Source organism: Nocardia sp. NPDC004568 (assembly GCF_040609955.1).
In the GTDB taxonomy this organism is placed as follows: Bacteria; Actinomycetota; Actinomycetes; order Mycobacteriales; family Mycobacteriaceae; genus Nocardia.
The window spans coordinates 1-12,240 of record NZ_JBEXLL010000049.1; the positions used below are offsets into that span (position 1 = coordinate 1).

Annotated in this window: 14 protein-coding genes; 12 read left to right on the plus strand and 2 right to left on the minus strand. The window is 69.2% G+C overall.

The features are described from left to right. The first annotated feature begins 141 nt into the window (after positions 1 to 141). Positions 142 to 369: a hypothetical protein gene (locus tag ABZV91_RS21145; protein ID WP_355244227.1), complete on the plus strand. Its 228-nt coding sequence runs from the start codon at positions 142 to 144 to the stop codon at positions 367 to 369. Here ABZV91_RS21145 and ABZV91_RS21150 read toward each other — a convergent pair. After that, positions 353 to 1,297, minus strand: coding sequence for a CoA ester lyase (locus ABZV91_RS21150; protein ID WP_355244230.1), 945 nt, complete (start codon positions 1,295 to 1,297; stop codon positions 353 to 355). The genes ABZV91_RS21145 and ABZV91_RS21150 overlap by 17 nt on opposite strands. A gap of 57 nt (positions 1,298 to 1,354) precedes the next feature. Here ABZV91_RS21150 and ABZV91_RS21155 point away from each other — a divergent pair, with 57 nt between their 5' ends. The 10 genes from ABZV91_RS21155 (at position 1,355) to ABZV91_RS21200 (ending at position 9,711) form a co-directional block, all read left to right on the plus strand. Next, on the plus strand, positions 1,355 to 2,635 hold the full coding sequence (locus tag ABZV91_RS21155; RefSeq protein WP_355244233.1) for a CBS domain-containing protein: 1,281 nt from the start codon (positions 1,355 to 1,357) through the stop codon (positions 2,633 to 2,635). Beyond that, a complete protein-coding gene (locus ABZV91_RS21160; RefSeq protein ID WP_355244236.1) occupies positions 2,632 to 3,240 on the plus strand; it encodes a DUF1003 domain-containing protein in 609 nt (202 codons plus the stop codon). The genes ABZV91_RS21155 and ABZV91_RS21160 overlap by 4 nt, the downstream gene beginning before the upstream one ends. A gap of 144 nt (positions 3,241 to 3,384) precedes the next feature. Continuing rightward, the gene (locus ABZV91_RS21165; RefSeq protein WP_355244239.1) at positions 3,385 to 4,800 is read left to right on the plus strand and encodes a lytic murein transglycosylase; all 1,416 of its coding nucleotides are present in this window, start codon (positions 3,385 to 3,387) and stop codon (positions 4,798 to 4,800) included. A 276-nt stretch (positions 4,801 to 5,076) separates the two neighbouring features. Continuing rightward, positions 5,077 to 5,931 carry a lytic murein transglycosylase gene (locus ABZV91_RS21170; protein ID WP_355244242.1) on the plus strand — a complete coding sequence of 285 codons (855 nt, stop codon included), beginning with the start codon at positions 5,077 to 5,079 and terminating at the stop codon, positions 5,929 to 5,931. Between the two features lie 19 nt (positions 5,932 to 5,950). Next, positions 5,951 to 7,087 carry an Mrp/NBP35 family ATP-binding protein gene (locus ABZV91_RS21175; protein ID WP_355244245.1) on the plus strand — a complete coding sequence of 379 codons (1,137 nt, stop codon included), beginning with the start codon at positions 5,951 to 5,953 and terminating at the stop codon, positions 7,085 to 7,087. A 19-nt stretch (positions 7,088 to 7,106) separates the two neighbouring features. Further along, complete coding sequence (locus ABZV91_RS21180) at positions 7,107 to 7,427, plus strand: DivIVA domain-containing protein (protein WP_355244248.1); 321 nt, start codon at positions 7,107 to 7,109, stop codon at positions 7,425 to 7,427. Continuing rightward, positions 7,424 to 8,005, plus strand: coding sequence for a DNA-3-methyladenine glycosylase I (locus ABZV91_RS21185; RefSeq protein ID WP_355244251.1), 582 nt, complete (start codon positions 7,424 to 7,426; stop codon positions 8,003 to 8,005). Before ABZV91_RS21180 ends, ABZV91_RS21185 begins: the two co-directional genes overlap by 4 nt. Before the next feature lie 158 nt (positions 8,006 to 8,163). Next, positions 8,164 to 8,331, plus strand: coding sequence for a DUF3117 domain-containing protein (locus ABZV91_RS21190; protein WP_064484472.1), 168 nt, complete (start codon positions 8,164 to 8,166; stop codon positions 8,329 to 8,331). After that, on the plus strand, positions 8,318 to 9,187 hold the full coding sequence (locus ABZV91_RS21195) for a putative RNA methyltransferase (RefSeq protein ID WP_355244255.1): 870 nt from the start codon (positions 8,318 to 8,320) through the stop codon (positions 9,185 to 9,187). The genes ABZV91_RS21190 and ABZV91_RS21195 overlap by 14 nt, the downstream gene beginning before the upstream one ends. A gap of 116 nt (positions 9,188 to 9,303) precedes the next feature. Next, the gene (locus tag ABZV91_RS21200) at positions 9,304 to 9,711 is read left to right on the plus strand and encodes a group 1 truncated hemoglobin (RefSeq protein ID WP_355244257.1); all 408 of its coding nucleotides are present in this window, start codon (positions 9,304 to 9,306) and stop codon (positions 9,709 to 9,711) included. Positions 9,712 to 9,720: 9 nt separating this feature from the next. On the opposite strand, the gene glgA is transcribed toward ABZV91_RS21200, so the two are convergent. Continuing rightward, entirely contained in the window at positions 9,721 to 10,878 is a 1,158-nt protein-coding gene (gene glgA, locus ABZV91_RS21205; protein ID WP_355244356.1) for a glycogen synthase, read from the minus strand. Positions 10,879 to 11,001: 123 nt separating this feature from the next. Between glgA and glgC the strand changes: the two genes are divergently transcribed. Next, the gene (gene glgC / locus ABZV91_RS21210) at positions 11,002 to 12,216 is read left to right on the plus strand and encodes a glucose-1-phosphate adenylyltransferase (protein ID WP_355244260.1); all 1,215 of its coding nucleotides are present in this window, start codon (positions 11,002 to 11,004) and stop codon (positions 12,214 to 12,216) included. Positions 12,217 to 12,240 lie beyond the last annotated feature (24 nt).

Genomic DNA, 12,240 nt, shown 5'->3' on the forward strand with positions numbered 1-12,240 from the left:
GAAGCGCAAGTCTCGAGGCCGAAACGGCGAGACCAAGGGGGCCTCAACCCCGCGGCGCCGCAGGCGCCGCCAAAAAACACAGCACCTTCACGAGCAGGCTCACCCCTCAGCCCTCGCGAATGGGCCCACCCCGTGGTGTCGGTGAACAGGCGCACACCCTCCCCGCACGAGCGGGCCCGCGCCTCGACGACCGAGCGTCTCCACCAGCAACCGCCGATCGATATGCCCGAGGTCTACCGGGCCGTGGGCGGCCCGACGCGGATTCGACAGCGTCCCGCCCCGGGCAAGGCGGACGCCCCCTCGGTGACCGTGATCCCGGTCGCGGCCGGCCCGCACCCGGCGGACGAACTCCTCATTCCGGTGGCGTGAAGGTGGTCGTGCGTTTCATCCCCGCCGCCCGGCCCTTCTCCGCGACGACCACCGCCATCTTCGCGCTGGCCTCGTCGATCATCTCGTCGCCGAGCATCACCGCGCCGCGGGCGCCGCCGGCGGCGGAGGTGTGGTAGGCGTAGGCCTCCAGGATCAGTTCGGCGTGGTCGTAGTCCGCCTGCCGGGGGCTGAAGATCTCGTTGGCCGCGTCGACCTGGCTCGGGTGCAGCACCCATTTTCCGTCGAAGCCCAGGGCGGCGGTGCGGCCGGCGGCGCGGCGGAAGCCGTCGATATCGCGGATCTGCAGGTAGGGGCCGTCGATGGCCTGCAGGCCGTGGGCGCGGGCGGTGAGCAGGATGGTCATCAGGATGTGGTGGTAGGCGTCGCCGGTGTCGTAGCCCTCGGGCTGCTCACCCACCACGAGGGTGCGCATATTGATGCTGGCCATGAAGTCGGCCGGACCGAAGACCAGGGTCTGCACCCGCGGGCTGGCCGTGGCGATCTCGTCGATATTGCGCAGGCCCAGCGCGTTCTCGATCTGCGGTTCGATCCCGATGCGGCCGGGTTCGATCCCGTTGGCCCGTTCCAGCTGGCTCAGCAGCAGATCCAGCGCGCGTACCTGGCCCGCGTCGGTGACCTTGGGCAGCAGGATCGCGTCCAGTGCGGTGCCGGCGCCGTCGACCACCGAGATCACATCCGCGTAGGTCCACTGTGTGGTCCAGTCGTTGACCCGCACCACCCGTAGCTGCTCACCCCAGCCGGAGTCGTTGAGGGCGGCCACGATATTCGCGCGGGCGGCGGCCTTGGCCTCGGGCGCGACCGCGTCCTCGAGGTCGAGGAACACCTCGTCGACCGGTAGGCCCTTGGCTTTGGTGATCATCTTGGGATTGCTGCCCGGCACGGCGAGCACGGAACGGCGCGGCTTCATCAACAACTCTCCTGGGGGTCGGCCCGGTCCGGCCCCGGAACATCTAGCCTGACACCCATGGCAGCTACCAGGGTGTATGTCGCCAGGCTGACCGGCCTGGCGGTGCTGGGGCCGGACGGCGAGTCTATCGGCCGTGTTCGCGACGTGGTGGTCGCCGTCCGGTACGACCGGCAGGAACCGCGTGTGCACGGCCTGGTGGTGGAACTGCCGACCCGTCGCCGGATCTTCGTCCCGATGCTGCGTGTCACCACCATCGAACCCGGTTCGGTGACCCTCAACACCGGCAATGTGAGTCTGCGGCGTTTCGCGCAGCGGCCCGGTGAGGTGCTGGCCATGGCGCAGATCGTCGACTCCGCGGTACGCGTGGACGATCCCGACCTGCCCGATCTGGCGGGGATCGATGTGTACGTGGTGGATCTGGGGATCACGCTCACCCGCACCCGGGACTGGCGGGTGTCGCGGGTGGCGGTGCGTGGGCATCGCCGGCTCGGACGGCGGCGCACCGTGCACGTGGTCGACTGGGCGCGGGTGCAGGGGCTCACGCCGTACGAGCTGGGGCGGCCGGGCCAGGATGTGAGCACGTTGCTGGAACAGTTCGAAGGTCAGCGCGCCGCCGATGTCGCGCATATGCTGCGCGAACTGCCGGAGAAGCGGCGGTTGGAGGTGGCGGTGGCGCTCGACGACGAACGGCTCGCCGATGTGGTCCAGGAGTTGTCCGGCGACGATCAGCTGGAGTTGCTGGGCAAGCTCGAGATCGGCCGGGCGGCCGATGTCCTCGAGGCCATGGATCCCGACGACGCCGCCGACCTGCTGGGCGGACTGCCGGAGAACGAGGCCGAATCGCTGCTGACGCTGATGGATCCGCAGGAATCGGAACCGGTGCGCCGCCTGCTCGAACACTCCCCGGACACCGCGGGCGGTCTCATGACGCCCGAACCGGTGGTGCTGACGCCTTCGACGACCGTCGCGGAGGCGCTGGCCCGGGTCCGGGACCCCGACCTGACGCCCGCACTGGCCTCGATGGTTTTCGTGGTGCGACCGCCGACGGCGACGCCGACCGGGCGCTATCTGGGATGCGTGCATCTGCAACAGCTGCTGCGGGAACCGCCCGCGCATCTGGTGGGCGGGCTGCTGGACGCCGATCTGACCACCCTCCGCCCGGAGGCGCCGCTCACCGCGGTGGCCCGCTATTTCGCCAGCTACAACCTGGTGTGCGCGCCGGTGGTGGACGAGCAGAATCATCTGCTCGGCGCGGTGAGCGTGGACGATGTCCTGGACCATCTGCTGCCGCGCGATTGGCGTGAGGACGAGCAGTTGTTCGAGGGTGTGCGGCAGTGACGGACAAGAGCACCGCGAGCCGGGCCGCGGCGGCGGCTCGGCAGCGGCTGGAGACACCGGTGGAATCCCGGTTCCGATTCGATTGGGACGCCGAGGCGTTGGCGCGCGGCAGCGAACGCATCGCCCGGTTCCTGGGCACCGGACGCTATCTGGCGTTGCAGACGGTGGTGGTGATCGTCTGGATCGCCCTGAATATCTTCTCCATCGCGCTGCGCTGGGATCCCTACCCGTTCATCCTGCTCAATCTGGCCTTCTCCACCCAGGCCGCTTATGCCGCGCCATTGATCCTGCTGGCGCAGAACAGGCAGGACAACCGCGACCGGGTATCGCTGGAGGAGGACCGGTTACGGGCCGCGCAGACCAAGGCCGACACCGAGTTCCTGGCGCGTGAGCTGGCCGCCCTGCGGCTGGCGGTGGGCGAAGTGGCCACCCGCGACTATCTGAGGCGGGAACTGGACGAGATCCGCGACGCGCTGGATCGCATCGAAGGGGCGGCGGGTGTGGGCCCGACGCGCCCGGATAAGTCGGCCAAGCCGAAACGCAAGAAAACCTCCGGTCACAAGCCGGTTACGGGCTCTGTTTCATCGCCTGTCGCGGACGAATGACCGGAAATCCGCAATATGCTCCTGACCGGTAGGTAACCTGGATCACGTTGTCCCGAGCACGCCGTCCGGGAATGTCCGGGACGGTTGCTCACCTGTGACATAGAGGAACGGTGGAGCCGAATGCGGATACCTACCCCTGTGGCAATGTCGGCTCTGGTCATGGCGGGCCTGGTAGCGAGCGGTTCGGCCGCCCACACCACCTTCTCGTCGACTCCCCCGGAGGCTCCCGGGGCTCGGCTCGCCGCCGATACCGATCGGCTGAAAGATCCCGACGTGACCACCGACGCGCCACTGCCCCAGACACTCGGAATGTTGCCGGTCGAGCGCTCGACACCTCGGAAACTTCGCGCTCTCAGCCCCTCCCCCGCCGATGGGATCCCGCCCTTCGGCGGCGTCGTCCCACTGCAGACCATCGACCTGCCGCGGGGCGGCGGCGCGCTCGGCATTCCGGAGATCGTGCTCGCGGCCTACCGCAATGCCGAACTCGCACTGCAGTCCTCGACCCCCGGCTGCGGTGTCACCTGGAATCTGCTGGCCGGGATCGGCCGGATCGAATCCGGCCACGCGAGCAACGGCCGCACCGATGCCGCCGGTACCACCGACCCGCCCATCTTCGGTCCGGCGCTGGACGGCACGCTCCCCGGCAACGAAGTCATCCGCGCGGCCGACGGCGGGTACGTCCGGGCGCTGGGACCCATGCAGTTCCTGCCGAGCACCTGGTCACGCTACGCCGCGGACGGCAACGCCGACGGGCGCGCCGATCCGCACAATGTCTTCGACGCGGCGCTCGGCGCCGGGAAGTACCTGTGCTCGGGCGGCCTGAATCTGCGTGACCCGCAGCAGGAATTGCGGGCGGTGCTGCGCTACAACAACTCCATGTCGTATGCGGCCAATGTGCTGAGCTGGTCGGCCGCCTACCGGACCGGCGGCCGGCCGGCACCGGTCACCGTCTCACCCGACCTGGTTCCGCCGGGCAGTGCTCCGACCGGATTCCCGCCCGGCCCCACGGATCTGCTGGCCGCGCAGACCGAGAACCAGGTCCCGCCGCCCCCGCCCTCGCTGCCGGTACAGACCCCGCGACCCGCACCCATGATCCGGATCCCCGGCCTGCCGCCGATTCCCTGCGGGCTGCTGTGCCCGCCCGCTCCGGGTTCACCGAAAGTCGGTGAGGCGCTGCCCGATCCGGCCCCCGTCGTCCCGGACGGCCCCGCGGGCCGGAACACTCCGGCGGCCCCCGCGCCCGGGGCCCCCGGGGCCCCCGCCGAATCGGCCCCCGGCGGCTCGCCCGGGGCCGATTCGGCCGAAACCGCACCGGCACCGGCCGAATCCGCTCCGGCCGCACCGGCACCCGCCGAGACCGAGACCCCACCTGTCCCCGCACCTGCACCTGCACCGCCGGCGCCGCCGTCGATCACGCTCCCGGGCGGAATCGTCATCCCGCTGCCGATCGCGCTCGTCCCGGCCCCCGCGGCCGCCCCGCCCGCTCCGGCGGATGCCGCCCCGGCCGCACCCGGCCCCGCGACTCCGGCGGCCCCGCCGGTGCCCGCTCCACCCGCCTGACCAGGCGGTTCCACCGGCCGCGCGAAGCGTCGTCCGCGCCCGCCCGACGGCCCGGCCGGTGGCCGGGGCCCGCTCGGCCGGCGCGCCCCGGACGAGCGGGCACGGACCGAGTTGCCAAGCGGCGCGGCCACTCCCATTCCCCTCCGCGCGGAAATAATGGTCACGGCGGGGTAACAAACAGGTCTCGGATGCGGTAGGGTCGACACAACAGGTCACGGACCGGCAACGAACCACTCGTGACCGCAGGCTGTGGGTTGAGATGAAGGGCTTGAGTACGTGGGGCGTCACCGTAAACAGCAACCTGCCACCGTTTCCCGTAGCTCGGTGATCGCACTCACCGGGCTGGTTCCGGCCGGAGTAGTGGCCACCAACGCCGCCGCGGCGGTGGTCACCGATCCGACCGCGGCCTCGGTGGCCATGCAGGTCTCGGCCCTCGGCGCCGCCCCCGCACAGGCCGCCGCCCCCGCCGCGGTCGACCCCACCGCGATGCACGCCATGGCCAAGCAGTCGCCCGAGGCGCGCGTCGAGGTGAAATCGGTCGCTCTGGATCCGAACCGTCCCCGCAACGACCTCCCCGTGGCCGCCTCGGGTATCCCCGGCATCGCCGAGACGGCCTATATCGGCGCCGCGCAGATCCTGGCCGAGGAGAATCCCGACTGCAATATGCCGTGGACCATGCTGGCCGGTATCGGCCGGGTCGAATCCACCCATATGAACAACGGCCGCGCCGACGCCGACGGTAACGCCCTCGCCCCGGTGTTCGGTCCCGTGCTGGACGGCAGCCTGTCGGGCAACAATGTCATCCACGACTCCGACGGCGGCGCCCTCGACGGATTCAGCGGCTACGACCGCGCGGTCGGTCCCATGCAGTTCCTGCCCGAGACCTGGACCAGTTTCGCGGCCGACGGAAATCGCGACGGCATCTCCGACCCGCAGAACTACTACGACGCCACCCTGACTGCCGGCAAGTACCTGTGCTCCGGTGGCCTGGACATGCGCGATCCGGCCCAGCAGACCAGGGCGATCCTGCGCTACAACAACTCGATGGCCTACGTCGCGAACGTGATGGCCTGGGAGCAGTCGTACCAGACGGGTATCGCACCCCGGCCCGCGGAACTCCCCAAGATCTGACGGCACTACCATCGGCAGCATGCCAGTGGTAACGGAAGCGGAGGTGCGGGGCGCCCTCGCGAAGGTCGACGACCCGGAGATCCGCAAACCGATCACCGAACTGGGCATGGTGAAGAGCGTCCGGATCGAGCCGGACGGCGATGTGCACATCGAGGTCTACCTGACCACCGCCGGCTGCCCCTTGCGCACCGAGATAACCCAGCGGGTCAGTACCGCCGTCGCCGATGTGCCCGGTGTGGGCACGGTCTCGGTCGATCTCGATGTGATGAGCGACGAACAGCGCACCGAACTGCGCAAGCAGTTGCGCGGTGATTCCGCCGAGCCGGTCATCCCCTTCGCCCAGCCCGGTTCGCTGACCAGGGTGTACGCGGTGGCCTCCGGAAAGGGCGGCGTCGGCAAATCCAGTGTGACGGTCAACCTGGCGGCGGCGCTCGCCGATCGCGGGCTGTCCGTCGGAGTGCTCGACGCCGATATCTACGGCCACTCGATCCCGCGCATGCTGGGTACCGACGCCCGGCCGACCCAGGTCGAGCGGATGATCATGCCGCCGGTCGCGCACGACGTGAAGATGATCTCGATCGCGCAGTTCACCCAGGGCAACACCCCGGTGGTGTGGCGCGGTCCCATGCTGCACCGCGCGCTACAGCAGTTCCTCGCCGATGTGTTCTGGGGCGATCTGGACGTCCTGCTGCTGGATCTGCCGCCCGGGACCGGTGACGTGGCGATCTCCATCGCGCAGCTGATCCCGAACGCCGAGATCCTGGTCGTCACCACCCCGCAGATCGCGGCCGCCGAGGTCGCCGAGCGAGCCGGTGCCATCGCGCTGCAGACCCGGCAGCGGATCGCCGGCGTCGTGGAGAACATGTCCTGGCTGGATCTGCCCGACGGCACCCGGATGGACCTGTACGGGTCCGGCGGCGGCCAGGCCGTGGCCGACCGGCTCACCCGGGCGGTGGGCGCGGAGGTGCCGCTGCTGGGTCAGATCCCGATCGAACAGGCGTTGCGCGAAGCCGGGGACGAGGGCACGCCCATTGTGCTGAAGGACCCGGAGAACCCGTCGGCGGTGGCCTTGCGCGCGGTCGCGGACAAGCTCGCGGTCCGCCGGCGCGGCCTGGCCGGTATGTCGCTGGGTATCGACACCACCCGTCATCTCTGAGCGCACATAGACTCGGTCCATGCTCACCCTGCTGCTGTACGTCGTGATCGTCGGTTTGGTGGCCGCAGTCCTGTTCCTCCTGGCCGGGGCCCTCTTCGGGCGGTCGGAAGAACTGGGTCCGCTACCCGAGGGCACCACGGCGACGGTGCTGCCGGTGGAGGGCATCAGCGGCTCGGATGTCCGGGCACTGCGCTTCCAGCAGGTCGTGCGCGGGTACAAGGCCGGTGAGGTCGACTGGGCGCTGGCCCGGCTCGCCGCCCGGATCGACGAGTTGCAGGGTCAGCTCGCCGAGGCCCGCGCGGCCGGTGCCGCGTCGCAGCCGGGTCCGGAGCAGCAGTGACCGGGTCCGTGACGGCCGACACGCTGGTGCGCTGCCCCTGGTCGGTGGATTCGCAGCTCTACCGGGATTACCACGATCAGGAATGGGGACGCCCGCTGCACGGTGAGGACGCCCTGTTCGAGCGGCTGTGCCTGGAGGCGTTCCAGTCCGGCCTGGCCTGGATCACCATTCTGCGCAAACGGCCCGCGTTCCGGGCGGCGTTCGCCGGATTCGCTATCGACCGGGTCGCCGAGTTCGGTGACGCCGACCGGGCACGGCTGCTCGCCGATGCCGGCATTGTGCGCAATCGCGCGAAAATAGACGCGTGTATCGCCAACGCGAAAGTCGCACGTGAACTCGATATCGGACTCGACGAATTGCTGTGGTCCTTCGCCCCACCGGCGCGACCGCGTCCGCGCGCATTGCCCGATATTCCGGCGACGACACCCGAATCCGTCGCACTGGCAAAAGAATTGAAGCGGCGTGGTTTCCGTTTCGTCGGGCCGACCACCGCGTACGCGCTGATGCAGGCCACCGGTATGGTCGACGATCACTTGGCCGAATGCTGGGTCGATACCCGGCACACTCCGGTCGGCTGACCGATCACATTTGGACGTCGAGTGTCCGTCATCTCATGCGATAGGGAAGAATGGACCGAGTGCGGTCCGTCGTCTCAGCCGACGGACCGCCCGGTTGGCGACAACCGGAGTTCCGAGCAAGTGCGCAGCATACAGCGCAGATCTGGAGGGAGCAGAGGATGGCGGCCATGAAGCCCCGTACCGGGGACGGTCCCCTCGAGGCAACCAAGGAAGGCCGTGGGATCGTCATGCGGGTCCCACTCGAGGGTGGCGGGCGTCTGGTCGTAGAACTCACGCCGGACGAAGCCGCGGCACTCGGTGACGAATTGAAGAGTGTCACCGGCTAGACAGGTAGCCGAACAATCGGCGCTCGCCGCGGTCGCCGAGGTACTGAGCTGCCCCGAATGCGACCGCGGCCTGTCGTCCGCGCCGGGCACACTGCGCTGCGCGCGCGGGCACAGTTTCGATATCGCCCGGCAGGGCTATATCAGTCTGCTCACCGGTGCGGCCACCAAACTCACCGGCGACACCGCCGCCATGCTCGACGCGCGGGCGGCTTTTCAGGCAACCGGGAATTTCGCGCCGATCGCCGACGCGGTCGCGGCGGCCACGACGGCCGGGCGGGACGGCGACACCGGCGGATTCATCGGCGATATCGGTGCGGGCACCGGCTACTACCTGGCACGGGTCCTCGACGCGGTCCCGGCAGCCCGGGGGATCGCCTTGGATATCGCCAAACCGGCCGGCCGCCGCTGCGCACGCTCCCATCCGCGCGCGGCCGCGGTGGTGGCCGACGTCTGGCGGGGCCTGCCGATCCGCGCGCACACGCTCACCACCGCGCTGTCGGTTTTCGCGCCGCGCAATCCGGAGGCCGTGGCCAGGGCACTCGGCCCCGGCGGCCGCTATATCGTCGTGACGCCCACGGACCGGCATCTGGTCGAGCTCATCGATCCGGTCGGCATGGTCACCGTGGACCCGGAGAAGGACCGCCGCCTCGCCGAGGCCATGACCGGCCGTTTCACCCGGACCGATCACCGCGTCGTCGACTATCCGATGACCCTGTCCCGGGCCGATATCACCAACCTGGTGGCGATGGGTCCGTCCGCGCACCACTCCGACGCCGCGACGGCCCGGATCGCCCGCCTGCCCGACCCCTTCGAGGTCACCGCGTCGGTCACCGTGGGCAGCTATACCCCGGCCTGACCTCACCGGTCACTCACCACCGCGGTGAGAACGGGGCAATCACGCTGGCACAGTAAGCAATCCACTTGCGACCTCGGCCTGATCGCCGAGTAACACCGTCCTGGTGTCCTGGTTCCATGCGGATACCGACATTCGGCAAACGGAAAGACACCGGCACCACCACCATCTACGAGCAGATCGGCGGCCACGAGGCACTCGAGGTAGTCGTCGCCGCTTTCTACACCCGAGTTCTCGCCGACGCGGAACTGGCCGGTTTCTTCACCGGCACGAACCTGTCCCGGCTGCGGGGCAAACAGGTCGAGTTCTTCGCCGCGGCGCTGGGCGGGCCCGAACCCTATACGGGCGCGCCGATGAAACAGGTGCACCAGGGGCGCGGGATCACCATGCACCATTTCGGCTTGGTGGCCGGTCACCTGACGGATTCACTGACGGCGGCCGGCGTCGGCGAGGAGACCGTCGCGCAGATAATCGCGGCGGTCGCCCCACTGGCCGACGACATCACCTCGGGGTCCTCCACGGCCTGACAGCCGCGCTCACCGTTTGCAGACGGTGTGGTACACGGCCAGGGTCTGCTCGGCGATCCGATACCAGTCGAATTCGGCCTGGGCGCGGCGACGGCCGGCCGCGCCCAGTGCGGCCGCCCGCGCGCGGTTCGACGCCAGGTCGTTGATCGCGGCTGCCAGCGCTCGCTCGTAGGCCTCGGTCGCCCCCGCTTCGAAATGCACCAGCCGGCCGGTCCGCCCGTCGGCGACGACCTCGGGTATCCCGCCCACATCCGAGGCGATCACGGCCGTCGCACAGGCCATGGCCTCCAGGTTCACAATCCCCAGTGGTTCGTAGACCGAGGGGCAGACGAAAACCGTGGCCGCCGCCAGCAGCTGCCGGATCTGTTCGGTGGGCAGCATTTCCCGAACCCAGAACACCGTGCCCCGGCGGCGGTGCAACCCCGACACGGCATGCGCGACCTCGGCCTCCAGTTCCGGCGTGTCCGGCGCGCCCGCGCACAGCACGAGCTGGATCTCCGGATCGAGTTCGCGCGCGGCGGCCAGCAGATGACCGACACCCTTCTGCCGGGTGATCCGCCCGACGAACACCGCCAGCGGCCGGTCCGCCCGCACCCCGAGTTCGTCGAGGATTCGGCGCCCACCCGGCTCCGGCGGGCCGGGATGCCAGACATCGGCGTCGATCCCGTTGCGCACGACGTGCACTCGGGCGGGATCCAGCGCCGGGTAGGCGTCCAGTACGTCGCGGCGCATCCAGTCGCTCACCGCGATCACCGCGTCGGCGTGTTCGAGCGCATTGCGTTCCGACCAGGACGACAGCCGGTATCCGCCGCCCAGCTGTTCGGCCTTCCACGGCCGCCGCGGTTCCAGCGAATGGGTGGTGACCACGTGCGGGATCCCATAGAGAGTGGCGGCCAGATGCCCCGCCAGACCCGAATACCAGGTGTGCGAATGGACCACGTCCGCGGCGCCGACCGCGTCGGCCATCCGCAGCTGCGCCGACATCATCCGCAGGGCGGGATTGGCGCCGTCGAGGGCCGGATCGGGGCCGTGCACCTGGGCGGTGTCGCGCGGTACGCCCATGCAGTGGACGGTCACCTCGCTCATCCGCCGTAACCGGGCCGCCAGTTCGGTGACGTGGACGCCCGCGCCCCCGTAGACCTCGGGGGGAAACTCTCGGGTCAGCATGGCCACCCGTAGCTCGTCGGCCGCGGACGAATCGGCCGCGCCGCTGGAACCGGAACTCACCGATTCACGGTAGCCGCCGAGTGGTCGATGCCCGCCGACCACCTCGTTCGGTAGTTTGGCACTGTGAGGAGCCAGCCGCACGTACTAGGAATCGTGCTCGCCGGTGGCGAGGGCAAGCGACTCTTTCCGTTGACCGCCGACCGGGCCAAGCCGGCCGTCCCCTTCGGCGGCGCGTACCGCCTCATCGACTTCGTCCTCAGCAATCTCGTCAATGCCGGTTTCCTCCGGATCTGTGTGCTCACCCAGTACAAATCGCATTCATTGGACCGGCATATCTCGCAGACCTGGCGGCTGTCCGGTTTCGCCGGTGAGTACATCACTCCGGTTCCCGCCCAGCAGCGGCTCGGTCCGCGCTGGTACACCGGTAGCGCCGACGCCATCATGCAATCGCTGAATCTCATCTACGACGAGGATCCGGATTACATCGTGGTCTTCGGCGCCGATCACGTCTACCGGATGGACCCCGAGCAGATGGTGGCCCACCATATCGATTCCGGGGCCGGGGTCACGGTGGCCGGTATCCGGGTGCCGCGCAGTGAGGCGGGCGCTTTCGGTTGTATCGATTCCGACGAATCCGGCCGCATAATCGGCTTCCTGGAGAAACCGGCGCATCCGCCCGGTATCCCCGACGACCCGAATTCGACCTTCGCGTCGATGGGCAACTATGTGTTCACCACCAAGGTGCTGGTGGATTCGATCAAGGCCGATGCCGAGGATTCCGATTCCGACCACGATATGGGTGGTGACATCATTCCCAGCCTGGTCTCGGCGAGTCAGGCGGCGGTCTACGATTTCGCGGACAACGAGGTGCCCGGCGCCACCGACCGCGACCGCGGCTACTGGCGTGATGTCGGCACCATCGACGCTTTCTACGAAGCGCATATGGACCTGGTGTCGGTGAATCCGGTGTTCAACCTCTACAACAGGCACTGGCCCATCCGGGGGGCCGCGGAGAATCTGCCGCCGGCGAAATTCGCGCGGGGTGGTCTGGCTCAGGAATCGATTGTCGGGGCGGGCAGCATCCTGTCCGCGGCGACCGTGCGAAATTCGGTGCTCAGCGCCAATGTGATGGTCGACGACGGAGCCACGGTCGAGGGCAGTGTGCTGATGCCCGGGGTGCGGATCGGGCGCGGCGCGGTGGTCCGGCGCGCGATCCTGGACAAGAACGTGATGGTGTCCGAGGGCGAGATCATCGGCGTGGACTCCGAGCGCGACCGCTCCCGCTTCGCGATCAGCAACGGCGGCGTGGTGACCGTCGGCAAGGGCACCTGGGTCTGACCGGCACGGAGGTGCCCCCTCCCG

Bases quoted from the DNA above. Each gene is read 5' to 3' on its own strand.
- ABZV91_RS21150 (WP_355244230.1), bottom strand. From the start codon at position 1,297: ATGAAGCCGCGCCGTTCCGTGCTCGCCGTGCCGGGCAGCAATCCCAAG.
- ABZV91_RS21155 (WP_355244233.1), top strand. From the start codon at position 1,355: ATGGCAGCTACCAGGGTGTATGTCGCCAGGCTGACCGGCCTGGCGGTG.
- ABZV91_RS21165 (WP_355244239.1), top strand. From the start codon at position 3,385: ATGTCGGCTCTGGTCATGGCGGGCCTGGTAGCGAGCGGTTCGGCCGCC.
- ABZV91_RS21175 (WP_355244245.1), top strand. From the start codon at position 5,951: ATGCCAGTGGTAACGGAAGCGGAGGTGCGGGGCGCCCTCGCGAAGGTC.
- ABZV91_RS21180 (WP_355244248.1), top strand. From the start codon at position 7,107: ATGCTCACCCTGCTGCTGTACGTCGTGATCGTCGGTTTGGTGGCCGCA.
- ABZV91_RS21190 (WP_064484472.1), top strand. From the start codon at position 8,164: ATGGCGGCCATGAAGCCCCGTACCGGGGACGGTCCCCTCGAGGCAACC.
- ABZV91_RS21200 (WP_355244257.1), top strand. From the start codon at position 9,304: ATGCGGATACCGACATTCGGCAAACGGAAAGACACCGGCACCACCACC.
- glgA (WP_355244356.1), bottom strand. From the start codon at position 10,878: ATGCTGACCCGAGAGTTTCCCCCCGAGGTCTACGGGGGCGCGGGCGTC.